The sequence below is a fragment of the Pantoea eucalypti genome (assembly GCF_009646115.1).
Lineage (GTDB): Bacteria > Pseudomonadota > Gammaproteobacteria > Enterobacterales > Enterobacteriaceae > Pantoea > Pantoea eucalypti.
This window is the reverse complement of record NZ_CP045720.1, coordinates 169460-192825: the sequence shown is the minus strand read 5'-3', so window position 1 is coordinate 192825 and position 23366 is coordinate 169460. Positions and strand designations below refer to the sequence as shown.

The window sequence follows — 23366 nt, the reverse complement described above, 5'->3', positions numbered from 1 at the left end:
GATTATCGGGGACACAATGTTGCTGATTTTTCTGCTGCCTGAAAGGTCGGGTGTATGAGTTTTTCAAGACGATAAGGGTGTCAGGGTCCAATGAACGAACAATATTCCGCAATGCGAAGTAATGTCAGTATGCTCGGCAAACTGCTCGGGGATACGATTAAGGATGCACTGGGAGAGAACATCCTCGACCAGGTTGAAACCATCCGTAAGCTCTCCAAGTCATCCCGTGCAGGAAATGACACTCATCGTAAAGAACTGCTCAATACGCTGCAGAACCTCTCCAACGAGGAGCTTCTGCCGGTTGCACGCGCTTTCAGCCAGTTTCTGAACCTCACTAACGTGGCTGAACAGTATCAGACCATCTCGCAAAGTGGTGAGGGTGAGAACCATCCTGAACTGCTGAAAAAGACCTTTGATACCCTGAAACAGCAGAAAGATATCAGCGAAAGCGACATCCTTGCGGCCATTGAATCACTGTCTCTGGAGCTGGTGCTGACTGCGCACCCGACCGAAATCACCCGTCGTACACTGATTCACAAGCTGGTTGAAGTTAACAGCTGCCTGAAGCAGCTTGATCACAGCGATGTCTCCGACTACGAACGCAACCAGATTATGCGCCGTTTGCGCCAGCTGGTGGCGCAGGCGTGGCACACCGATGAGATCCGTAAATATCGTCCGACCCCAGTAGACGAAGCCAAATGGGGCTTTGCCGTCGTAGAAAACAGCCTGTGGGAAGGCGTTCCTGCTTTCCTGCGTGAGCTGAACGAGCAGGTCGAAGAGGCGTTTGGCATCAGGCTGCCGGTCGATTTCGTGCCGGTTCAGTTCACCTCGTGGATGGGTGGCGACCGCGACGGTAACCCGAACGTCACGGCGTCGATTACCCGCCATGTGATGCAGCTGAGCCGCTGGAAAGCCACTGACCTGTTCCTGCGCGATATCGGCGTGTTGATCTCCGAGCTGTCGATGTCCGAGTGCAGTGAAGAGATCCGCGAACTCAGCGGCGAGCCGGAAGCGCTGGAACCTTACCGTGTGATCCTGAAACGTCTGCGCAGTCAGCTGATGACGACCCAGTCGTTCCTGGAACGCCGCCTGAAAGGCGAACGCCTGCCGCGTCCGGCCGATCTGCTGGTCTCCAACGATCAACTGTGGGACCCGCTGTTTGCCATCTATCAGTCACTGCAACAGTGCGGCATGGGCATTATCGCTAACGGTCAGTTGCTTGATACGCTGCGCCGCGTGAAATGCTTCGGCGTGCCGCTGGTGCGTATCGATCTGCGCCAGGAGAGCACCCGTCACACAGAGGCGATTGCCGAAGTGACCCGTTATCTGGGCCTCGGCGATTATGAAAGCTGGTCTGAAGCGGACAAGCAGGCGTTCCTGATCCGTGAACTGAATTCCAAGCGCCCGCTGCTGCCTCGTACCTGGGAACCCAGCGATGAGACGCGTGAAGTGCTGGAGACGTGTCGTGTCGCGGCGGAAGCCCCGCAGGGTTCTATCGCCGCCTATGTTATTTCGATGGCGAAAACCCCTTCCGACGTGCTGGCCGTGCATCTGCTGCTGAAAGAAGCGGGCATCGGTTATGCCATGCCGGTTGCACCGCTGTTTGAAACGCTTGATGATCTGAATAACGCGAACGACGTGATGAGCCAGCTGCTGAGCATCGACTGGTATCGCGGCTTTATTCAGGGCAAACAGATGGTGATGATTGGCTATTCTGACTCGGCGAAAGATGCCGGTGTCATGGCCGCCAGCTGGGCGCAATATCAGGCACAGGATGCCCTGATTAAAACCTGCGAGAAAGCCGGTATTTCACTGACGCTGTTCCACGGACGCGGCGGCAGCATTGGTCGTGGCGGCGCGCCCGCCCATGCCGCACTGCTGTCACAACCGCCAGGCAGCCTGCGCGGCGGTCTGCGTGTAACTGAACAGGGTGAGATGATCCGCTTTAAATATGGCTTACCGGCCGTGACCATCGCCAGCCTGTCGCTCTACACCGGCGCAATTCTGGAAGCAAACCTGATGCCACCGCCAGAGCCAAAACGCGAATGGCGCGACATTATGGATCAGCTCTCAGCTGACTCCTGTGCGATGTATCGTGGTTATGTGCGTGAAAACGCTGACTTCGTCCCTTATTTCCGTTCGGCGACGCCGGAGCAGGAGCTGGGTAAATTACCGCTGGGATCACGTCCGGCCAAACGCCGTCCTACCGGTGGCGTAGAGTCGCTGCGTGCGATTCCATGGATTTTCGCCTGGACGCAGAACCGTCTGATGCTGCCTGCCTGGCTGGGTGCCGGTGCTGCATTGCAGCAGGCGATGGCAGCCGGTCATCAGGATCAGCTGGAAGCGATGTGCCGCGACTGGCCATTCTTCTCCACCCGTCTGGGGATGCTGGAGATGGTCTTCTCGAAAGCCGACCTGTGGCTGGCGGAATATTACGATCAGCGTCTGGTCGATAAATCACTCTGGCCGCTGGGTAAACAACTGCGCGAACAGCTTGCTGCGGATATCAAAGCGGTACTGACCATCGCCAATGACTCACACCTGATGGCTGACCAGCCGTGGATTGCCGAGTCGATTGCGCTGCGTAACGTCTATACCGATCCGCTCAACGTACTCCAGGCAGAACTGCTACATCGTTCACGTGCGCAGGAAGCCCGTGGTGAGGAGCCGGATGCCCGCGTAGAGCAGGCGCTGATGGTGACGATTGCAGGTGTGGCGGCAGGTATGCGCAATACCGGTTAATCGTGGCCGGGCGCTGACAACGGTCAGCGCTACCCGCCAGAAAAACAAAAAAGTCGGGACGTTCCCGACTTTTTTATTGGCTGAAACAAGAGGGTTAAGCCGCAGCGGCAGGACGCACACCTAACGTGTGACAGATGGCGTAACTCATTTCGGCACGGTTTAGCGTGTAAAAATGGAAATCTTTCACCCCTTCGCGTGACAGGATTTTTACCATGTCCATCGCGATATTGGCGCCCACCATTTTGCGCGTTTCCGGATCATCATCCAGACCGGCAAACATCGCATTCATCCAGCCCGGCACACGCACATTGGTCAGCGTGGCAAAGCGCTGGAGCTGTTTAAAGTTAGAGACCGGCAGAATGCCCGGCACAATTTCTACATCAATGCCGGTCGAAACACAGCGATCGCGAAAACGTAAATAGCTTTCAACGTCAAAGAAGAACTGGGTAATCGCGCGATTTGCGCCGGCATCAATTTTTCGCTTCAGGTTAATCAGATCGGCCTGGGCGCTTTTCGCTTCGGGATGGACTTCAGGATAGGCGGCGACGGAAATATCAAAATCGCCGACCTCTTTCAGCAGCGACACCAGATCGCTGCCGTACATCTCAGGCTTGCCGCTGCCGGGAGGCAGGTCACCGCGCAGCGCCACAATATGGCGAATGCCATTGTTCCAGTAATCCTGTGCAATGGTGCGCAGTTCATCCCGCGTGGCATCAACACAGGTCAGATGGGGTGCAGCCTCCAGCCCGGTTCTATCTTTAATGCCTTTGATAATGCTGTGGGTGCGGTCGCGTTCCCCTGAGTTCGCGCCGTAGGTAACGGAAACGAATTTTGGTTTCAGGCTGCTCAGACGATCGATGGAGCTCCAGAGGGTCTCTTCCATTTGGCTGGTACGCGGCGGGAAGAACTCAAATGAAACATTAATTTGCCCGTTCAGCTCAGCCAGGCTCTGGTTTAGCGCTTCGCGCTGATTGGCATGAAAGAAACTCATCCTGCACCCTCATCGATTAACAATCGGCCTGCGAACATCTACACGTTTAGACGTCCAGATGTTCAAAATGACGTAATCTGCGGATGCCGTCAACTTAAAAATGATCAACAGCCGTGATCAATTTTCAATCAACTTGAAGAAGTTTCAACAGAGGAGAGATAACGCATTGAAAACAGGCGCCGAAGCGCCTGTTAAAGAGAAATTACAGCAACTGTGCGAGGCGATTAATATCTGACTGTATTGCACCTGCGGTAACATCACGGCCTGCACCGGGTCCGCGGATGACCAGCGGATTGTCGCGATACCAGCGACTTTCAATCGCAAAGACGTTGTCGCACGGCAGCAGCGAAGCCAGCGGATGTTCCGGACGCACCGCTTCGACCCCGACACGTGCTTTACCGTTGGCATCAAACCGGGCAACGTAACGCAGCACCAGGTCCATCTCCTGCGCGGCTTCCAGACGCTGCAGCATCTGCTCATTCAGCTCTTCACCATTTTCAAAGAAGTGGTCTACTGAGCCCTGCTGACAGTTGTCTGGCACCAGCGATTCCACCCGTACCTGATCCGGCTCGATGTTGTAGCCTGCTTCACGCGCCAGGATCACCAGCTTACGCATCACATCCTGACCCGAGAGATCGGCGCGCGGATCCGGCTCGGTTAAGCCCTGCTGCCAGGCCTGATCCACCAGCTCGGTAAACGGCACCGTGCCATCAAACTGCAGGAACAGCCAGGACAACGTACCGGAGAAGATCCCGCTGATTGCCAGGATGGTATCGCCGCTGTCGCGCAGGTCGCGTACCGTGTAGTTGATCGGCAGGCCTGCGCCTACGGTGGCGTTATAGAGCCAGTGACGCCCGGTTTTGGTAAAGGCATCACGAATCTGCCGCCAGGTCTGACTGTCTGACGCACCCGCGACCTTATTGGCGCTGATCACGTGAAAGCCGTGGCTGGCAAAGTCGAGATACTGCTGTGCCAGCGGTGTGCTGGCTGTGACATCCAGCACTACCAGGTCATCAAACGGATGCGCGCACATCCACAGGAACAGCGACTCTTCATCGCGTTCCACCGCTTCATCATCAAAGAAAGCGAGTGCCCGACTGGCATCCAGCCCTTCATAGCTCAGCAGACTGCGACGGCTATCCGCGACACCCGCCAGCACAAATTCAAAGCCGGTCCGCGCTGACAGCGTTTCCTGATCGCGGGCAAACAGCTCCAGCCAGCGTGAACCGATATTCCCTTTGCCAAACAGCATCAGGCCGATGCGCTTTTCTGCACGGAACAGCGACTGATGGAGTCCCTGAATCAGATGCTGCGTCGGGCCGACGCGCAGCACCGCGACCACGCTGATGTGCTCTTCTGACTGCCAGATGAACTCAACCGGCTGATCTTTTAACTGCTGCCAGAAGCGATGGGTATGCAGCGGATTGCGGGTAACGCCTGCGCCAACCAGCGCCACCAGCGCAAGGCCATCGCGCAGCTGCAGATGGCCCGGTAAACCGGCATCCTGTAGCAGCGTAAAGGCACTGTTAACCACTTCGGAGGTATAACAGAGCTGCAGCAGTTGACGGTCAGGATGAACGCCAAACGCCAGCGGTCGCAGCTGCGCGCGCTTCAGCAACAGGTCGATCTCTTTGTGAAGGATGGCAAAGTCATGCTGCTCTGGCAGCTGAATCTCAATCAGGCAAACATCGTCATGGCTGGTGACAATGCGCGCGCCTGTTCCGGAGGCCAGCACGCGTTCAATTCGGGTTGAGCCCTGCTCCGGCTGATAACTGCAGCGCAATTGCAAATCGATATCACTGCCGGAAACCGGCTGCAGCGTACGGGTATGCAGCACCGGTGCCGCCAGACGCGCCAGCTCACTGGCCTCATCCAGCCTTAACAGCGGCAGCAGACAGGCATCAGAGACTTTGCGGGGATCGGCGCTATAAACGCCCGCCACATCGCTCCAGATCGTCACACGTCCGACACCCGCCAGCGCACCGATCTGCGTAGCGGAATAGTCGGAGCCGTTACGGCCAAGCAGGACGGTTTCACCGGCATCGTTACGGCTGATAAAGCCGGTGACCACGATGCGCTTATGGGGATGCTGCGCCAGCAAAGTCTGCAGCAGTGGCCAGGATTTACCCTCATCCACCTGTGGCTGAGCGGCACGTTCAGCACGCAAAAACTCACGCGCATCCAGCCAGCAGGCCTGCAGATCACGCTGGCTCAGGACCGCTGACATCAGGCGTGCTGACCAGACTTCACCGTGCCCGACCACTTCGGCATAGACCGCATCGGTAATCGGCGCATCCAGCAGGGCCGCCAGCTTTTCCAGATCGCGAATAAACGCAGTAATTAAAGGTTCGGCGATCTCAGCAGGCAGCAGCGCACCGATCAGTTCGCTCTGGTAGCGACGCAAGGCCTGTTGCACCTGGTGCGCAGAGAGGCGATCGCTCTGGCTCAGCTTCAGCCAGCTAATCAGCTGGTTGGTGGTTGAACCTGCCGCAGAGACCACCATCAGGTCGCCCGGCTGGCTGTAATCCGCCATAATGCTGGCAACGCGCTGATAGCAACGCGCATCGGCCAGACTGCTGCCACCAAACTTATGCAACTGCCTGATAGTCGGCGTTCCCGCGCCTGCTGAAATCGTCATACTTAACCCTCGGCTGCGATCCGGAATGCATTATCCAGATCGGCAATTAAATCTTCGTGATCTTCAATACCAACAGAAACCCGTAGCAGCGTATCGGAAATGCCCGCTGCCGCGCGTGCTTCTGCTGACATACCCGCGTGCGTCATGGTGGCGGTATGGGAGATCAGACTTTCCACGCCACCCAGCGATTCCGCCAGCGTAAAGAGCCGCAACGCTTTCAGGAAGCGGCGCAGCAGTGCCTCATCACCGTCGATTTCAAAACTCAGCATGGCACCAAAGCCGCGCTGCTGACGTACGGCATGTTCGTGTCCGGCGTTTTCCGGCAGCGAAGGATGATACAACTTTTTCACCCGCTTCTGCTGCTTCAGATACTCAACAATCGCGAGTGCGTTGCGTTGTGCGGCCGCAATGCGTGGCGACAGGGTACGAATTCCGCGCAGCAGCAGATAGCTGTCAAATGCCGCGCCGGTTACACCAATATTATTCGCCCACCAGGCCAGGTCGGTTGCCAGTTGCGGATCTTTGGCAATCACTGCGCCCGCTACCACATCGGAGTGGCCATTGAGGTATTTGGTACAGGAATGGATCACCAGATCGGCACCCAACGCCAGAGGGTTCTGCAGCGCCGGACTCATAAAGGTGTTGTCCACCACGCTGATAGCACCTGCTGCGCGGGCAGCGGCGCAAATCGCGCTGATATCCACTACGCGCAGCAGCGGATTGCTGGGGCTTTCAATCAGCACCAGTTTAGGGTTTTCATCCAGTGCCGCCTGCAGCGCCACCGGGTCGCCCTGATCGACAAATTTAACCCGATACGCGCCGCGCTTGCTCAGGCTGTCAAACAGCCGATAGCTGCCGCCATAACAGTCGTGTGGCGCAACCAGCAGATCGCCAGGCTTCAGGAACACCGTCGTCACCAGGTGAATCGCCGACATCCCGGTATTAGTTAAAACCGCGCCCGCTCCTCCCTCCAGTTCGGCCAGGGTACGCTGTACGACATCACGCGTGGGGTTGCCACGACGGGAGTAGTCATGCGCACGAGGCTCATTAAAATCCAGGAAGTTGTAGGTCGTAGAGAGGTGGATTGGCGGGACAACGCAGCCATATTGCTCGTCATCATTCAAACCGCTGCGCACTGCGATGGTTGCCGGTTTACGCGTCATGAGCGAATTGTTCCTGAAGAGTGAATAAAATGTAGGCCACAGGATATCACCCTCTAATTAGACGTCAATACATCTGGACATCTAAATGTCTTTGCGTATAGATTGAGCAAAAACGCAATAACCGCTAAAATTATGCGTCATCGCCTGGCGTTCCCCTCTGTGATGCAGAGGCAGTGAGCGAAGAAAACCCGCCATATCAGGGGTCAGGCAGGAAAAAATCAGGCATAATTCGCTGATTTCCTCACATTTAACGTTTATTAATTAAGGTAACCCATGGCTGAATGGAACGGCGAATATATCAGCCCGTACGCTGAGCACGGTAAGAAGAGCGAGCAGGTCAAGAAGATTACAGTATCTATCCCATTGAGCGTGCTGAAGATTTTAACGGATGAGCGTACCCGTCGTCAGGTGAACAACCTGCGTCACGCCACCAACAGTGAGCTGCTTTGCGAAGCCTTTTTGCATGCCTTTACCGGGCAACCGTTGCCAGACGACGTGGACCTGCGTAAAGAACGCAGCGATGAAATTCCTGAAGAAGCGAAAAAGATCATGCGCGATATGGGCATCGATCCCGACACCTGGGAATATTGATTCGTCAGCGCATAAAAAAACCCAGCCGAAGCTGGGTTTTTTCTTGCCGCCGAACCCGCAGGTTCAGGTGCCTTTTAATCTTATTTTTTAGCGCCTGGCACGCTGAAACGCTTGTTAAAGCGGTCAACACGGCCACCAGTTGCCACTTCACGCTGCTTACCGGTATAGAACGGGTGGCATTTGCCACAAACGTCCAGGTTCAGTTCGTGAGTCAGTGTTGAACGGGTGTGGATCTCGTTGCCGCAGGTACATTTGATAGTAACTGCTTCGTATTTCGGGTGAATACCTTGTTTCATGGGAAACCTCATAGAAGGCCGTGTCGCTCTCCGTGCCAGGCTTTGACCTGCACAGCACCACACGCGGTTGAACATTATAGGGTGTACTCCGGCCAGATATTTCTCACCGAAGGCGGCATATTATACAGGTAAGTTTCGATTGCTGCAAATATCTGCTGAGATACCCGCCATCAGGGTCAGCGTGTACACTAGCTTCCCCGATGATGATGCCGGAAAGAGAGAGTTATGCCCGTAGTCCAGGTCGCCCTGCCCGTCCCCTTGCCCCGCCTGTTTGACTATCTGCCGCCACAGGGTGCGCAACCGGTCATCGGCGGTCGCGTAAGTGTGCCCTTTGGCAATCGCAGGATGATCGGGATTGTGGTCGCCTTTCGTGACAGCAGCGATCTGCCGGAAGCACAACTCAGGCAAGTGATCGAGGTGCTGGATAGTGAGTCACTCTATCCGCCGTCGCTGTGGCGCATCCTTAACTGGGCCGCCAGCTACTATCATTCGCCGCAGGGAGAAGTGCTGAGCCATGCCATTCCAGTGCTGCTGCGCCAGGGCAAAGCGGCGCAGGATAATCCCTTATGGCGGTGGGAAATCACCGAGCAGGGCCGGGCAACGGCACCCGAAAGTTTAAAGCGGGCCCCGAAACAGCAGCAGGCACTGGCAGCACTGCGTCAGCAACCCCTCTATCGTCATCAGGTCAGTGAACATGATCTTACGGAAGCCACGCTGCAGGCTCTGCGGGCCAAAGGGTTGTGCGAACTGCATGAGCATCAGCCGCAGATGCACGACTGGCGTACTACCTATGCCGTGAAAGGCGAGCGTCTGCGACTGAATACGGATCAGGCGATGGCAGTAGGTGCGATTCGGGCAGATGATGAGCATTATGCTGCGTGGCTGCTGGCGGGCATTACCGGTTCCGGCAAAACCGAGGTTTACCTCAGCGTGCTGGAAAATGTGCTGGCTCGCGGTAAACAGGCGCTGGTGCTGGTGCCGGAGATTGGCTTAACTCCGCAGACTATCGCCCGCTTTCGCGAACGTTTCGATGCGCCCATCGATGTGCTGCACTCCGCCTTAAATGACAGTGAGCGGCTGGCGGTGTGGTTACGTGCACGGCGCGGTGAAACGGCGATTGTGATTGGCACGCGATCGGCGCTGTTTACGCCGCTGGCCCGTCCTGGCGTCATCATCATTGATGAAGAGCATGACAGCTCTTATAAACAGCAGGAAGGCTGGCGTTATCAGGCGCGCGATCTAGCCGTTTTCCGCGCGCATGAAGAGGATATCCCGATTGTTATGGGATCGGCGACCCCCGCTCTGGAGACGCTGCACAATGTCCGCAGCGGCAAGTATCGCCAGCTCGACCTGACAAAGCGCGCCGGCAATGCCAGACCGGCGCTGCAACAGCTTATCGACTTAAAAGGTGTGCAGCTGATCGGCGGCCTGGCACCGGGCCTGATTGGTAAAATGCGCCAGCATCTGCAGGCCGATAATCAGGTGCTGCTGTTTCTTAACCGCCGCGGCTTTTCGCCCGCCCTGCTCTGTCACGACTGCGGCTGGATTGCCGAATGTACCCGCTGCGATCGCTATTACACGCTGCACCAGCATCATCGCCAGTTACGCTGCCACCATTGCGACAGCCAGCGTCCGCTGCCTAATCAATGCCCGCAGTGTGGTTCAACGCATCTGCTGCCGGTAGGTGTCGGAACCGAACAGCTGGAGCAGCAGCTCGGTACACTCTTCCCTGGCGTGCCGGTGTCGCGAATTGACCGTGATACCACCAGCCGCAAAGGGGCGCTGGAGCAGCATCTGGCTGACGTTCATCGTGGCGGCGCACGCATTCTGGTCGGCACCCAGATGCTGGCCAAGGGGCATCATTTCCCGGATGTCACCCTGGTGTCGCTGCTGGATGTTGATGGCGCACTGTTCTCAGCCGATTTTCGCGCGGCAGAACGCTTTGCGCAGCTCTATACTCAGGTCGCCGGTCGTGCTGGCCGCGCTGGCAAGCAGGGCGAGGTGTTATTACAGACGCATCATCCGGAACATCCTCTGCTTCAGACACTGCTGCACCAGGGATATTCGGCATTTGCGCAGCAGGCGCTGCTGGAGCGACAGGCAGTTCACCTGCCGCCCTGGAGCCGCCATGCGCTGTTCCGCGCGGAAGATATGGACAATCAGCAGGCGGCGGAATTTCTGCAACAACTCCGTAACTTGCTGGAGGCGAGCCCGCTCAATGACAAGGCGATGTGGTTTATGGGTCCATTGCCGGCTCTGCAGCCAAAACGCAGCGGACGCTGGCGCTGGCAACTGCTGCTGCAGCATCCTTCCCGACAGCGTTTGCAACAGCTGCTGAGCAGTTCATTGCCGCTGGTTTCCACGCTACCCGCCGCGCGCAAAGTGAAATGGACGCTGGATATTGACCCGACAGAGAGCTGATTTTTTCTGACACTGCGAGCCAGATCGAAAAATGTCGCATAAGTCACAATTTTTATGCAAATTAAGTAACAACCAGCCGGGCAATCGTTAACAATGTTGCCCGGTTTGCTTTCAGGTCAGGCAAAAACAAAATCGAACGCGCCATAACGCGTCAGGAGCATGTGTTGGAGCAGAATCAACAACCGCCCGCCGCCACGATGAAGGATGTCGCGGAACACGCGGGCGTCTCAACCGCCACCGTATCGCGTGCGCTGATGAATCCAGAGAAGGTTTCTGCGGCTACCCGCCATAAAGTCGAGAAGGCGGTTGCCGCCGTCGGCTATGCGGCCCATGGCCCCACACGCAACGCGCGTCGTAATGAGACGCGTACCATCCTGGTCATTGTCCCTGACATCTGCGATCCCTTCTTTAGTGAAATCATTCGTGGCGTCGAAGTCACAGCCGCCGAAGAGGGCTATCTGGTGCTGATCGGCGATTGCGCCCATCAGAATCAGCAGGAGAGAACCTTTCTTAACCTGATGGTCACACGACAGATCGATGGCATGGTGCTGCTTGGCTCACAACTGCCTTTTGATGCCAGCATTGATGAGCAACGCAACTTGCCACCCATGGTGATGGCGAATGAGTTTGCACCGGAAATGTCGCTGCCCACGGTTCACATTGATAACCTGACTGCCGCGTTTGAAGCGGTAAATCATCTGCTGCAGTTAGGTCATACGCAGATCGCCTGTATCGCCGGGCCGGAAGAGATGCCACTCTGTCAGTATCGTTTACAGGGTTATGTCCAGGCGATGCGTCGCAGCGGGCTGACGGTCGATCCCACCTATATTGTGCGCGGTGACTTCACCTTTGAAGCAGGCGTTGCCGCCATGAATCAGCTGATGACTCTGCCGCAACCGCCGCGCGCGTTGTTCTGTCACAGCGACATTATGGCGCTGGGCGCGATGAATCAGGCCAGACGCTGCGGGCTGCGGATACCGGAAGATCTCTCTGTGGTGGGATTTGATGACATTGAGTTATCACGTTACTGCGAGCCACCGCTGACGACGGTCACACAACCACGCTATCAGATAGGCCGGGAAGCGATGCTTCTGCTGCTGGATGAGTTAAATGGCAAACGGGTGATCAGCGGCTCGCGGCTGCTGGATGCCGGTTTAACGATTCGGGGCAGTACGGCGCGCGCAAAAAAGCGTGAAAAATAAGCGTATTCGTCTGGTTTTTTCAGTAGATTCTTAAGGCGAACACAGCTGGTCAAAGTTCCGGCCCTTAAGTAACATGGCGGACTCCTTGCCGGGCGCGTAAAAATCATCATTTCGCCCAACTGGCACTATTTTTGAAGGGTATAAGAACGAGAGTGGCACAAAAAGATTATGTAGGCCGCGGGCGTTCAACAGGGACGCGTCGCAAAAAAAGCCCCAGCCGTGGCAAGAAGAGCAAAGGCGGTTCGGGAACTTCTAAATTGATGATTGTACTGGCGGTCGCTGTGTTGGTGACCTTTGCCGGTGGTTTATGGTTCCTGGCGCATCATAAGAAAGAAGACGTGCCGGTCATTACGGATCATAAAGCCAACGGCAATGGCTTACCGCCGAAGCCTGAAGAACGCTGGAAATACATTAAAGAGCTGGAAAACCGTCAGGTTACTGTGCCGACACCGATCGAACCCTCTTCGGGTGGCGAAGTGAAGTCGCAGACCCAATTGACCGATGAACAGCGCCAGTTGCTGGAGCAGATGCAGGCTGATATGCGTCAGCAGCCAACACAGCTCAATGAAGTGCCGTGGAATGAACAGACGCCGGCGCAACGTCAGCAGACGCTGCAGCATCAGCAGCAATTGCAACAGCTGCAACGTCAACAGCAGCAGGTTCAGCAACAGCAGCAGGTTCAGCAGCAGCAACAGGTTCAGCAACAACGTCAGCAGTTGCAGGCTCAGCAACAACAGCAACGCCAGCTGCAGTTGCAGCAACAACAACAGCGTCAACAACAGCAGCAGTTGCAACGTCAGCAGCAGCAGCAGCAGCAGCAGCAGCAGCAGCAGCAAAACGTACAGCGCCAGTCGCAACCTGCGCCAGTAACGCGGGAACCAGACGTGCAGACAAAGCCACAGGAGACCGCGAAGGCGAAACCGGCGGAGAAAGCCTCTTCGCAGCGCTGGATGGTGCAGTGTGGTTCGTTCAAAGGCACTGACCAGGCTGAGTCGGTACGTGCGGGCTTAGCCTTTGAAGGCTTTGAAAGCCGCATTACCACCGGTGGCGGCTGGAATCGTGTGGTGATCGGTCCGTATAAAGATCGCGCATCCGCTGACAGCACCCTGAAACGTCTTCGCAGTTCCGGACACTCCAGCTGTATTCCGCTCTCCGTTGGGGGTTGAAACCCGTCAAACCCGCCCCATATCTGTTGCATGATACTCCGCGCCCCGTGCGCGGAGTCCTTTTCCGACAGCAACAAGGGGTCTGCCCGTGACAACAATAGTAAGTGTACGACGCAACGGCCAGGTAGTGATTGGCGGTGATGGCCAGGCTACGCTCGGCAATACCGTGATGAAAGGCAACGTTAAAAAAGTGCGTCGTTTATACAACGATAAGGTGATTGCCGGATTTGCTGGCGGCACCGCAGACGCCTTCACCCTGTTTGAACTTTTCGAACGTAAACTGGAAATGCATCAGGGCCACCTGGTGAAAGCAGCGGTGGAGCTGGCCAAAGACTGGCGTACCGACCGTATGCTGCGCCGCCTTGAAGCTTTACTGGCCGTCGCGGATGAGTCAGCCTCACTGATCATCAGCGGTAACGGTGATGTCATCCAGCCTGAAAACGATCTGATCGCCATCGGCTCCGGTGGGCCTTTCGCCCAGGCAGCGGCACGTGCGCTGCTGGAGAATACCGAAATGGGCGCACGCGACATCGTCGAGAAGTCGCTGAATATCGCGGGTGATATCTGCATCTACACTAACCACAACGTTAATTTCGAAGAATTAACGTCTAAGGCGTAAGGGTATAAATATGTCTGAGATGACTCCACGCGAAATCGTTAGCGAACTGAACCGCTTTATCATCGGCCAGGACAGCGCCAAGCGCGCCGTGGCTATTGCACTGCGCAACCGCTGGCGCCGCATGCAGCTCGACGAAGAGCTGCGCCATGAAGTGACCCCAAAAAATATCCTGATGATCGGTCCGACCGGTGTCGGTAAAACCGAGATCGCACGTCGTCTGGCAAAGCTGGCGAATGCACCGTTCATCAAAGTCGAGGCGACCAAGTTTACCGAAGTCGGTTATGTCGGTAAGGAAGTGGACTCTATCATTCGTGATCTGACTGATTCCGCCATCAAGATGGTGCGCAGTCAGGCGATTGAAAAGAATAAATACCGTGCCGAAGAGATGGCAGAAGAGCGCATTCTTGATGTGCTGATTCCACCCGCGAAAAACAACTGGGGTCAGGCTGAGCAGAGTGCTGAACCCTCTGCAGCGCGTCAGTCATTCCGCAAGAAGCTGCGCGAAGGCCAGCTGGATGATAAAGAGATTGAAATCGATCTGGCGGCCAGCAGCCCAGGCGTCGAAATCATGGCGCCTCCGGGCATGGAAGAGATGACCAGCCAGCTGCAGTCGATGTTCCAGAACCTCGGCGGCCAGAAGCAGAAAGCCCGCAAGCTGAAGATCAAAGAAGCGATGAAGCTCCTGATCGAAGAAGAAGCGGCAAAACTGGTTAACCCGGAAGAGCTTAAGCAGGATGCGATTGAAGCGGTCGAGCAGCACGGTATCGTGTTCATCGATGAGATCGATAAAATCTGTAAGCGCGGCGGCCAGAATGCGGGCGGACCCGATGTCTCTCGCGAAGGCGTTCAGCGCGACCTGCTGCCGCTGGTTGAAGGCTGCACCGTCTCCACCAAGCACGGCATGGTCAAAACCGACCATATCCTGTTTATCGCCTCAGGCGCGTTTCAGGTTGCCAGCCCTTCCGATCTGATTCCGGAACTTCAGGGTCGTCTGCCGATTCGTGTTGAGCTACAGGCGCTGACCGTCAATGATTTCCAGCGCATCCTGACCGAACCGAATGCCTCGATTACCGTGCAGTACAAAGCACTGATGAATACCGAAGGCGTGAACATTGAGTTCACCGAAGAGGGTATTCGCCGGATCGCTGAAGCCGCATGGCAGGTTAACGAAACCACCGAGAACATCGGTGCGCGCCGCCTGCATACCGTGCTGGAGCGCCTGATGGAAGATATCTCGTATGACGCCAGCGATCGTCACGGTGAATCCTTTACCATTGATGCTGACTATGTGGCTAAACACCTGGATGAACTGGTGGCTGACGAAGACCTTAGCCGCTTCATTCTCTGATTCACTGATTCAGCGCTTTTCCGAAGCCCAGCCCACCCGGCTGGGCTTTTTTATGCATGTTCTTGATCGAACGATGCTTTTTTCATACTGATGATTTTGCCAACAATCTGCATATAGCGATATACTTACCCTTCCTGTGGCAAACAGACGAAACCCTTATGAAATACGATACATCTGAACTCTGCGATATCTACCATGAAGAAGTGAATGTTGTTGAACCGCTTTTTTCAAACTTTGGTGGGCGCACTTCATTCGGTGGTCAGATTACCACAGTGAAATGCTTTGAAGACAACGGCTTACTCTACGATCTGCTGGAAGAGAATGGCCGTGGTCGCGTACTGGTGATTGATGGCGGCGGCTCAGTGCGCCGTGCGCTGGTCGATGCCCAACTGGCACGCCTGGCGGCAACTAACGAATGGGAAGGCCTGGTGGTTTACGGTTCGGTACGTCAGGTTGATGAGCTGGAAGAGCTGGAGATTGGCATTCAGGCCATTGCCGCGATTCCGGCTGGCGCTGCGGGTGAAGGGATTGGCGAAAGCGATGTGCGCGTCAACTTCGGCGGCGTCACCTTCTTCTCTGGTGACCATCTCTATGCCGACAACACCGGTATCATTCTGTCAGAGGATGCGCTGGACCTCGAATAGGCCAGACATGAAAACGGGTGCCAGAGCACCCGTTTTTCACATCAGCTGAGGCTTCAAACCTCTTCCATTTTTCCCAGCAATGCACGCAGACGTTCCTGCCACACGTGTTGCTCTTCTTTCAGATGCTGATTTTCGCGCATCAGCGCATCGTGGTTACCCGCGACTTGTTGCGCATCGTTACGCAGTGAGTTGTTCTGCTCTTTCAGCTCTTCGATTTCCATCTGCAACAGCGTGATGGTATCAATCGCCTGCTGTACTTTCGCTTCAAGTTTCTCAAATACTTCAAATGACATCTTTCTGACCTCTCCTAAATTCCTGCAAGGCGTTGATGATGCCAGCTTAAGCCAGCAACGTTGTCCCGATTGTATGTAGCCTCACCCCTCAAGTCCAGCAACGCGGCCGCTGCGAGCGCAGTCTGTAACACTTTTCAGCCAATCCCTGAATTTGCGCTGCGCTTACTGCGTCTGCTTTCCAGCACGTGTCCACCCTCTCTGTCATCAGGCGCGAATATGGGCTAAGGAAAGCCAGAATACGCGAAAACGCGCATTTTTATGACGCAGTACACAAAAAATGATTTCGCTATTTCTCGTTTATGTTCGTTAACGATAAATTCACATCAGCCCTACATTAAAGCTGGGTGCCTCATGGACTGAGAACAAAAACTGATAAAATTTAACCTCGCTTCAGGAACCACTATTATGAGTCAGACAACTAACACGCTCAAAGGTCAGTGTATTGCCGAATTTCTGGGGACAGGCTTGATTATTTTCTTTGGCGCAGGCTGTGTAGCTGCGCTGAAACTTGCCGGTGCCGCCTTCGGTCAGTGGGAAATCTGCATCATCTGGGGCTTAGCCGTCTCAATGGCTGTCTATCTTACCGCTGGGGTATCTGGCGCGCATCTGAACCCTGCCGTTACCGTTGCACTCTGCCTGTTCGCCAACTTTGAAGGCCGTAAAGTGGTGCCGTATATTCTGGCGCAAATCGCCGGGGCATTCTGCGCGGCCGCGCTGGTTTATGGTCTCTACTACAGCCTGTTTTTCGATTACGAACAGAGTCATCAGATGGTACGCGGTACGGTTCAGAGTCTGGACCTGGCGGGTATCTTCTCAACCTATCCTAATCCGCACATCAGCGTAGGCCAGGCGTTCCTGGTTGAAATGGTTATTACCGCAGTGCTTATGGCGGTGATTATGGCGCTGACCGACGATGGCAACGGTGTCCCACGTGGACCGATGGCGCCGCTGTTGATCGGTCTGCTGGTCGCAGTCATTGGTGGCTCAATGGGTCCGCTGACCGGCTTTGCGCTTAACCCGGCACGTGATTTCGGACCTAAGCTGTTCGCCTTCTTCGCTGGCTGGGGTAACGTTGCCTTCACGGGTGGTAAAGATATCCCTTACTTCCTGGTACCAATTTTTGGCCCGCTGGTGGGTGCCTGCCTGGGTGCAGTAGGTTACCGCACACTGATTGGCCGCTACCTGCCAGGTGCCGCACAGGAACCGAGTGTTCCAGCAGACAAACCGGTTGCACGCGCTCAGCAGCGTAAAGCGTAAGTTTCACTTTTTATCATCAGGAATGAATTTATGACTACCACAGATAAAAAATACATTGTCGCACTCGATCAGGGTACAACCAGTTCACGCGCCGTCATTCTCGACCACGACTCCAACATCGTCGCGGTATCGCAGCGCGAATTCACCCAGATCTACCCGAAAGCGGGCTGGGTTGAACATGACCCGATGGATATCTGGGCTTCACAAAGCTCTACGCTGGTTGAAGTGCTGGCACATGCCGATATCCGCTCTGATGAGATTGCGGCAATCGGTATCACCAACCAGCGCGAAACCGCTATCGTCTGGGAAAAAGAGACCGGTAAGCCGATCTACAACGCCATCGTCTGGCAGGATCCCCGCACCGCTGACTATTGTCACAAACTGAAGAAAGAGGGTCTGGAAGAGTACATCCAGCACACCACGGGTCTGGTGATTAACCCTTACTTCTCCGGTACGAAAGTGAAGTGGATTCTGGATCACGTTGAAGGTGCGCGTGAGCGTGCAAAACGTGGCGAGCTGCTGTTCGGTACCGTCGATACCTGGCTGGTCTGGAAAATGACTCAGGGACGCGTGCACATCACCGACTACACCAACGCCTCCCGTACTATGATGTTCAACATTCACAAGCTGGAGTGGGATCAGCGCATGCTGGATATCCTGGATATCCCGCGTGAAATGCTGCCAGAAGTGAAGTCCTCTTCTGAAGTTTACGGTCAGACCAACATTGGTGGTAAAGGCGGTACACGTATTCCTATCGCCGGTATCGCCGGTGACCAGCAGGCCGCGCTGTATGGCCAGTTGTGTGTACAGCCTGGCATGGCGAAAAATACCTACGGCACCGGCTGCTTCATGCTGATGAACACCGGTACTGAAGCGGTGACCTCAACCCACGGCCTGCTGACCACCATCGCCTGTGGCCCGCGCGGTGAAGTGAACTATGCGCTGGAAGGTGCCGTGTTTATCGGTGGTGCCTCTATTCAGTGGCTGCGTGATGAGATGAAGCTGATCAGTGAAGCGGCTGACTCTGAATACTTCGCGATGAAAGTGAAAGATACCAACGGCGTTTACATGGTGCCTGCTTTCACCGGCCTGGGCGCACCTTACTGGGACCCGTATGCCCGTGGCGCGATCTTCGGTCTGACCCGTGGCGCAAACTCTAACCACATCATCCGCGCGACGCTGGAGTCGATCGCTTATCAGACACGTGACGTTCTGGAAGCGATGCAGAATGATGCCAATACCCGCCTGCAGGCGCTGCGTGTAGACGGCGGTGCGGTGTCCAACAACTTCCTGATGCAGTTCCAGGCTGACATCCTCGGCACCCGTGTTGAGCGTCCGGAAGTGCGTGAAGTGACCGCGCTGGGTTCTGCGTATCTGGCGGGTCTGGCTGTTGGCTTCTGGCAGGATCTGGATGAAGTGCGCTCTAAAGCCGTTATTGAGCGTGAGTTCCGTCCAAGCCTGGAAACCACCGAGCGTAACTTCCGTTATGCTGGCTGGAAAAAAGCGGTTGCCCGCGCACAGGCGTGGGAAGAACAGGAGTAATATCAACGCCCGCGACATTGCCGTCGCGGGCCTTTTCCCCGCCCCACTCCCCCGCTGTGTTACACTGCCTGCCGGTTTTTTGTCAGGTAGATGCCATGAAACGAGAACTTGCCATTGAATTTTCCCGCGTAACCGAAGCTGCCGCCCTGGCAGGCTATCACTGGTTAGGACGCGGTGACAAAAATGCGGCTGACGGTGCGGCTGTCCATGCCATGCGTCATGTCCTGAACTCCATTGAAATTGACGGTCAGATTGTGATCGGTGAGGGCGAAATCGACGAAGCCCCGATGCTCTATATCGGTGAAAAAGTCGGTACCGGTCACGGCGATGCCGTTGATATTGCCGTCGATCCGATTGAGGGTACCCGCATGACGGCACTGGGCCAGGCGAATGCGCTGGCTGTGATGGCCGTGGGCGATAAAGGCAGCTTTCTGCACGCTCCAGACATGTATATGGAAAAACTGATTGTGGGTCCTGCAGCACAGGGCGCGATCGACCTTGACCTGCCGCTTGAAACTAACCTGCGTAATATCGCAATAGCGATGAACAAGCCGTTGTCACAGCTGACCGTATCCATCCTGGCTAAGCCACGTCATGATGTGGTGATTAGCGAGTTACAGCAGCTGGGCGTGCGGGTATTTACCTTCCCGGATGGTGACGTTGCCGCCTCAATTCTGACCTGCATGCCAGACAGCGAAGTCGATGTGATGTATGGCATCGGCGGCGCACCGGAAGGCGTCGTTTCAGCAGCGGTGATCCGTGCGCTGGACGGTGATATGCAGGGTCGGCTGCTGGCGCGTCATCACGTCAAAGGCGATAGTGCTGAAAACCGTCGCCTCGGCGAGCAGGAGCTGCAGCGCTGTGCGGAGATGGGGATTGAAGCGGGTAAGAAGCTGACGCTAGGTGAGATGGCGCGCAATGACAACGTAGTGTTTGCCGCCACCGGCATTACCAGTGGCGAACTACTGAAAGGCATTACGCGTCAGGGTAATGTCGCCACCAGCGAAACCCTGCTGATTCGCGGTAAATCTCGCACTATTCGCCGCATCCAGTCGATTCATTATCTTGACCGTAAGGATCCGGCGCTCCATCCGTTTATCCTGTAACCGGCTGGTTGCCGCGCTCCGGCTGACGTGAGAGTGGCAACCAGCAGAGCAGCATCACCAGTGCCGTAAAGAACATCAGCATGCCAAGGCTGAACTGATCGCGCTGCGGCATCATGGCTGAAAGCCACGCGACAAGACCCGATCCCAGGTTCTGCATTCCGCCAATCAGTGCACCCGCGCTGCCAGCCAGCCAGGCATACGGCTCCATTGCCCCTGAAGTCGCCAGCGGGAACAGCATGCCAGCCCCAAAGAAGAACAGCGCGGCCGGAACCAGCAGCGTCCAGATATTCATTACGCCAAACCATGCCGGGATCCACATCAGGATGCCCGCCAGCAGACAGCTATTCACGCCCCACCACATCAGACTGTGCCATGAACCCTGCTCGCGTCCCGCGAACCAGGCACCGAAGAACGCCGCCGGAATGGGCAGAATGAACAGGATACTGACGGTCAGGCTGTGCAGGCCGAGCACGCCGCCCAGCAGCACGCCACAGCTCGACTCAAATACCGCAATACCCGCCAGCGCACCAATCAGCAGGACAATGTAGCGAACGAAATTTGCGTCGCTGAGCAGCCGGGCATAGCGTTTGAAGAACGGGGTCACTTCAGCACTCTGTGGCCGGGTTTCCGGCAGCCAGCGCGCCATAGACAAAGTAACCGCCAGACAGAGCAGCAGCAGAAAGGCGAAACAGGCGTGCCAGCCAAAGAGCTGGGTCAATAGTGCACCAATCACCGGTGCCAGCAACGGGCTGACCAGAATGCCCATATTAAGCAGGCTGTTGGCACGGCGCAGTGCGTGCCCCTCATAGAGATCACGCGGCATGGTGCGGGCCATTACGCCAGCTACGCCGGTTCCCAGTCCCTGAATCGCGCTGCCGAGCACCAGCATATCGAGTGAGGTCGCCATCAATGCCGTGATTGCGCCGATCATAAAGATCATCATGCCTGCAAGGATCACCGGACGCCGACCGACACTGTCTGACAGCGGGCCGTAGATCAGCTGGGATCCGCCATAGGTCATCAGATAGGCCGCCATCACACGCTGCAGCGCGCCATCCCGCACATTCAGCGCGTCCGCCATCACCGACATCGCCGGGACGTAGATGGTCTGCGCCATCTGCCCGACAGCCACCAGCACAATGAGCATCACCAGCAGCGGGCGATTTTCCAGTTTACTAATCATGATTATGTAAAATTTCTTTCTGTGAAAGGAGGTTAAAACAGCGGTTCACCCGCCAGTCATCTTGTTATGGCGGGCAAAATATCAGGATTAGATGACAAAGCGAGAGGCAGGCCGAAAGGTCCCGGCTTGCGCCTGTCAAGTTTATGCACCAGCCTGTAAAGACAAAGCAACAGTTTGTCGATTAGAGCCTTTGCCCGGCCACAAGCTGGCAATCTCATCGGGCAGCCGCGAAAATAGAAACCTGCCGGAATAATCAACAACCAGGGAGTGATTATGGCTGAGTGGGTCAATGCTGAAGTAAAGGAAGTGAAAAACTGGACGGATGCGCTGTTCAGTCTGCGGGTAACAGCGCCCATCGATCCCTTTATCGCGGGGCAATTTGCCAAACTGGCTCTGGAAATTGACGGCGAGCGGGTGCAGCGCGCTTACTCTTTCGTCAATGCGCCAAAGGATGACCTGCTGGAGTTTTACCTGGTTACCGTGCCCGATGGCAAGCTGAGTCCGCATCTGCAGGCCCTTCAGCCTGGCGATCAGGTGATGGTCACGAAAGAAGCCGCAGGATTCTTTGTGCTTGATGAAGTTCCGGCGTGCAGAACATTATGGATGCTGGCAACCGGCACCGCTATTGGCCCTTACCTTTCTATGCTTCAGCAGGGCGAAGGACTGGATCGCTTTGAAAACATCGTGCTGGTCCATGCCGCACGCTATGCGGACGACCTGAGCTTTCTGCCACTGATGCAGCAGCTGCAACAGCGTTATCAGGGCAAGCTGCACATCCAGACGGTGGTGAGCCGCGAAACGATCCCCGGTTCGCTGACGGGCCGGGTTCCGGCGCTGATCGAAAATGGCGAGCTGGAGCGTGCCACCGGATTAACGCTGGATGCCGACAGCAGCCATGTGATGCTGTGCGGCAACCCGCAGATGGTGCGCGACACCCAGCAATTACTGAAAGAGACGCGCGAAATGCGTAAACACCTGAAGCGCAAGCCGGGCCATATCACCAGCGAACATTACTGGTGAGCCAGTTGCCGGTATCGCACCGGCTGCGTCGCGGTACCAAACCGGTTAGCGCCGGGGGTGCCGCGAAAAACGCCGAGTTCGAGCAGCAGGCCAGCGAATAACACAAAGGGAATGGCGCGACCCAGCAGCCAGGGCAGAATGCCGCCCAGCATGCTCCAGTTTCCCGCCACCAGCAGCCAGGCCACTATCACCAGAAATCCCCAGTAGCCGGGACGATTACGATCGTGCAGACGTTTTACAATGACCGCGCTGGCGGGCCACAGCAGGCAGACCACGCCGAAAGCCGCCATCTGGGTATCAACCCAGTCGTTTGCTGCCAGGGTAAATAACAGTGTCGTTGTCAGCAACCAGACTGCCTGCCAGATCCAGAAATCACGTCGTCCCAGCCTGCCACGCCAGGAAAAACACCATTGTTGTAACGTCATGCATTATCATCCAGAGAGAAAAGAACCGCCGCGCTTTTGACCTCGCGGATAAAAACCGTTTTAATTTGCGCCTGAGTTTACGGGTTAGGATCGACAAAATGAAGAATTTGCCTGGCGCACTGCTGTTATCGTTTGCGCTGACGGTTCCGGTCTTTGCCGCCGATCCGCCACCGCAGGAACGGCCCGATGCATTACCCACCGCGCCCTACCTGCTGGCGGGTGCTCCCACCTTTGATATGACTATCGGCCAGTTTCGCGAAAAGTATAATCTGGCTAATGCGACGCTGATGCTGCCGGAATATCGCGCCATTGATAATCGGGGCGACAAAAGTAACCTGACGCGTGCTGCCAGCAAAATTAACGAGACGCTCTATGCGTCTACCGCGCTGGAGCCCGGTACCGGCAAAATCAAGACGCTGCAGATCACCTGGCTGCCACTGCCTGGCCCGGATCAGAACGCCTCTGAGCAAAAAGCCATGGCCTACATGACCGCTATGCTGCGCTTCTTTGTACCGGGATTAGGTGCAGACGAGGGACGCAAAAAGCTGGAGAGCTTACTGAAGGAGGGCAAGGATTTGCCTTACTTTGCGCAGGTCGATGGCGCGCTTCGCTTTGTGGTCGCTGATAACGGCGACAAGGGGCTAACCTTCGCTGTCGAGCCGGTAAAACTTGCGCTCGCTCCCCCCTGAAGATGTCGCTGAAAATGACGAAAAGCAAAG

General features: G+C 55.9%; 20 protein-coding genes. 13 read left to right on the top strand and 7 right to left on the bottom strand.

Annotated elements, in window-relative coordinates:
* Positions 1-90 precede the first annotated feature (90 nt).
* Complete coding sequence (gene ppc, locus EE896_RS00895; protein WP_008926935.1) at positions 91-2742, top strand: phosphoenolpyruvate carboxylase; 2652 nt, start codon at positions 91-93, stop codon at positions 2740-2742.
* A 94-nt stretch (positions 2743-2836) separates the two neighbouring features.
* Here the strand turns inward: ppc and metF are convergent, their stop codons facing one another.
* From metF to metB, 3 genes are all read right to left on the bottom strand, one after another.
* A complete protein-coding gene (gene metF / locus EE896_RS00890; protein ID WP_140916493.1) occupies positions 2837-3733 on the bottom strand; it encodes a methylenetetrahydrofolate reductase in 897 nt (298 codons plus the stop codon).
* Between the two features lie 202 nt (positions 3734-3935).
* A complete protein-coding gene (locus tag EE896_RS00885) occupies positions 3936-6371 on the bottom strand; it encodes a bifunctional aspartate kinase/homoserine dehydrogenase II (RefSeq protein ID WP_003851221.1) in 2436 nt (811 codons plus the stop codon).
* A gap of 2 nt (positions 6372-6373) precedes the next feature.
* Positions 6374-7534 carry a cystathionine gamma-synthase gene (gene metB / locus EE896_RS00880; RefSeq protein WP_003851223.1) on the bottom strand — a complete coding sequence of 387 codons (1161 nt, stop codon included), beginning with the start codon at positions 7532-7534 and terminating at the stop codon, positions 6374-6376.
* Positions 7535-7807: 273 nt separating this feature from the next.
* On the opposite strand from metB, the gene metJ reads away from it, so the two are divergent.
* Positions 7808-8125: a met regulon transcriptional regulator MetJ gene (gene metJ, locus EE896_RS00875; RefSeq protein WP_003851225.1), complete on the top strand. Its 318-nt coding sequence runs from the start codon at positions 7808-7810 to the stop codon at positions 8123-8125.
* Positions 8126-8205: 80 nt separating this feature from the next.
* On the opposite strand, the gene rpmE is transcribed toward metJ, so the two are convergent.
* Positions 8206-8421 carry a 50S ribosomal protein L31 gene (rpmE, locus tag EE896_RS00870; protein WP_003851227.1) on the bottom strand — a complete coding sequence of 72 codons (216 nt, stop codon included), beginning with the start codon at positions 8419-8421 and terminating at the stop codon, positions 8206-8208.
* Between the two features lie 225 nt (positions 8422-8646).
* On the opposite strand from rpmE, the gene priA reads away from it, so the two are divergent.
* From priA to rraA, 6 genes are all read left to right on the top strand, one after another.
* Positions 8647-10842, top strand: a complete 2196-nt coding sequence (gene priA, locus EE896_RS00865) for a primosomal protein N' (protein WP_003851229.1) — start codon at positions 8647-8649, stop codon at positions 10840-10842.
* A 164-nt stretch (positions 10843-11006) separates the two neighbouring features.
* Positions 11007-12044 (top strand): DNA-binding transcriptional regulator CytR, encoded by a 1038-nt coding sequence (cytR, locus tag EE896_RS00860; RefSeq protein WP_008926938.1) that lies wholly within the window; start codon positions 11007-11009, stop codon positions 12042-12044.
* Between the two features lie 152 nt (positions 12045-12196).
* Entirely contained in the window at positions 12197-13210 is a 1014-nt protein-coding gene (gene ftsN / locus EE896_RS00855; RefSeq protein WP_110410916.1) for a cell division protein FtsN, read from the top strand.
* Positions 13211-13298: 88 nt separating this feature from the next.
* Positions 13299-13829 carry an ATP-dependent protease subunit HslV gene (hslV, locus tag EE896_RS00850; RefSeq protein WP_003851234.1) on the top strand — a complete coding sequence of 177 codons (531 nt, stop codon included), beginning with the start codon at positions 13299-13301 and terminating at the stop codon, positions 13827-13829.
* Positions 13830-13839: 10 nt separating this feature from the next.
* Positions 13840-15177 carry an HslU--HslV peptidase ATPase subunit gene (gene hslU / locus EE896_RS00845; protein WP_003851236.1) on the top strand — a complete coding sequence of 446 codons (1338 nt, stop codon included), beginning with the start codon at positions 13840-13842 and terminating at the stop codon, positions 15175-15177.
* Positions 15178-15335: 158 nt separating this feature from the next.
* Entirely contained in the window at positions 15336-15821 is a 486-nt protein-coding gene (rraA, locus tag EE896_RS00840) for a ribonuclease E activity regulator RraA (protein ID WP_003851240.1), read from the top strand.
* A gap of 53 nt (positions 15822-15874) precedes the next feature.
* Here rraA and zapB read toward each other — a convergent pair whose 3' ends face one another.
* Positions 15875-16114: a cell division protein ZapB gene (gene zapB / locus EE896_RS00835; protein WP_003851242.1), complete on the bottom strand. Its 240-nt coding sequence runs from the start codon at positions 16112-16114 to the stop codon at positions 15875-15877.
* A gap of 405 nt (positions 16115-16519) precedes the next feature.
* On the opposite strand from zapB, the gene EE896_RS00830 reads away from it, so the two are divergent.
* The 3 genes from EE896_RS00830 (at position 16520) to glpX (ending at position 20019) form a co-directional block, all read left to right on the top strand.
* Positions 16520-17371, top strand: coding sequence for an MIP/aquaporin family protein (locus EE896_RS00830; RefSeq protein WP_003851244.1), 852 nt, complete (start codon positions 16520-16522; stop codon positions 17369-17371).
* Positions 17372-17401: 30 nt separating this feature from the next.
* The gene (gene glpK / locus EE896_RS00825) at positions 17402-18913 is read left to right on the top strand and encodes a glycerol kinase GlpK (protein WP_003851245.1); all 1512 of its coding nucleotides are present in this window, start codon (positions 17402-17404) and stop codon (positions 18911-18913) included.
* A gap of 95 nt (positions 18914-19008) precedes the next feature.
* Positions 19009-20019, top strand: a complete 1011-nt coding sequence (gene glpX / locus EE896_RS00820) for a class II fructose-bisphosphatase (protein ID WP_003851247.1) — start codon at positions 19009-19011, stop codon at positions 20017-20019.
* Here glpX and emrD read toward each other — a convergent pair.
* Positions 20009-21202: a multidrug efflux MFS transporter EmrD gene (gene emrD, locus EE896_RS00815; protein ID WP_003851249.1), complete on the bottom strand. Its 1194-nt coding sequence runs from the start codon at positions 21200-21202 to the stop codon at positions 20009-20011. The two genes, glpX and emrD, sit on opposite strands and share 11 nt — an antisense overlap.
* 273 nt (positions 21203-21475) lie before the next feature.
* Between emrD and fpr the strand changes: the two genes are divergently transcribed.
* Positions 21476-22222, top strand: a complete 747-nt coding sequence (gene fpr, locus EE896_RS00810; RefSeq protein ID WP_003851251.1) for a ferredoxin--NADP(+) reductase — start codon at positions 21476-21478, stop codon at positions 22220-22222.
* Here the strand turns inward: fpr and EE896_RS00805 are convergent.
* Positions 22213-22647, bottom strand: a complete 435-nt coding sequence (locus tag EE896_RS00805) for a DUF805 domain-containing protein (RefSeq protein WP_003851252.1) — start codon at positions 22645-22647, stop codon at positions 22213-22215. The genes fpr and EE896_RS00805 overlap by 10 nt on opposite strands.
* Before the next feature lie 98 nt (positions 22648-22745).
* On the opposite strand from EE896_RS00805, the gene EE896_RS00800 reads away from it, so the two are divergent.
* Positions 22746-23336, top strand: coding sequence for a DUF1454 family protein (locus EE896_RS00800; RefSeq protein WP_003851254.1), 591 nt, complete (start codon positions 22746-22748; stop codon positions 23334-23336).
* Positions 23337-23366 lie beyond the last annotated feature (30 nt).

Excerpts from the sequence above, each read along its gene's own strand:
- metF (WP_140916493.1), bottom strand. The coding sequence starts at position 3,733 with ATGAGTTTCTTTCATGCCAATCAGCGCGAAGCGCTAAACCAGAGCCTG.
- EE896_RS00805 (WP_003851252.1), bottom strand. The coding sequence starts at position 22,647 with ATGACGTTACAACAATGGTGTTTTTCCTGGCGTGGCAGGCTGGGACGA.
- rpmE (WP_003851227.1), bottom strand. The coding sequence starts at position 8,421 with ATGAAACAAGGTATTCACCCGAAATACGAAGCAGTTACTATCAAATGT.
- priA (WP_003851229.1), top strand. The coding sequence starts at position 8,647 with ATGCCCGTAGTCCAGGTCGCCCTGCCCGTCCCCTTGCCCCGCCTGTTT.
- glpK (WP_003851245.1), top strand. The coding sequence starts at position 17,402 with ATGACTACCACAGATAAAAAATACATTGTCGCACTCGATCAGGGTACA.
- metB (WP_003851223.1), bottom strand. The coding sequence starts at position 7,534 with ATGACGCGTAAACCGGCAACCATCGCAGTGCGCAGCGGTTTGAATGAT.
- ppc (WP_008926935.1), top strand. The coding sequence starts at position 91 with ATGAACGAACAATATTCCGCAATGCGAAGTAATGTCAGTATGCTCGGC.
- metJ (WP_003851225.1), top strand. The coding sequence starts at position 7,808 with ATGGCTGAATGGAACGGCGAATATATCAGCCCGTACGCTGAGCACGGT.
- emrD (WP_003851249.1), bottom strand. The coding sequence starts at position 21,202 with ATGATTAGTAAACTGGAAAATCGCCCGCTGCTGGTGATGCTCATTGTG.
- glpX (WP_003851247.1), top strand. The coding sequence starts at position 19,009 with ATGAAACGAGAACTTGCCATTGAATTTTCCCGCGTAACCGAAGCTGCC.
- hslU (WP_003851236.1), top strand. The coding sequence starts at position 13,840 with ATGTCTGAGATGACTCCACGCGAAATCGTTAGCGAACTGAACCGCTTT.
- EE896_RS00885 (WP_003851221.1), bottom strand. The coding sequence starts at position 6,371 with ATGACGATTTCAGCAGGCGCGGGAACGCCGACTATCAGGCAGTTGCAT.
- EE896_RS00800 (WP_003851254.1), top strand. The coding sequence starts at position 22,746 with ATGAAGAATTTGCCTGGCGCACTGCTGTTATCGTTTGCGCTGACGGTT.
- EE896_RS00830 (WP_003851244.1), top strand. The coding sequence starts at position 16,520 with ATGAGTCAGACAACTAACACGCTCAAAGGTCAGTGTATTGCCGAATTT.
- zapB (WP_003851242.1), bottom strand. The coding sequence starts at position 16,114 with ATGTCATTTGAAGTATTTGAGAAACTTGAAGCGAAAGTACAGCAGGCG.
- rraA (WP_003851240.1), top strand. The coding sequence starts at position 15,336 with ATGAAATACGATACATCTGAACTCTGCGATATCTACCATGAAGAAGTG.
- fpr (WP_003851251.1), top strand. The coding sequence starts at position 21,476 with ATGGCTGAGTGGGTCAATGCTGAAGTAAAGGAAGTGAAAAACTGGACG.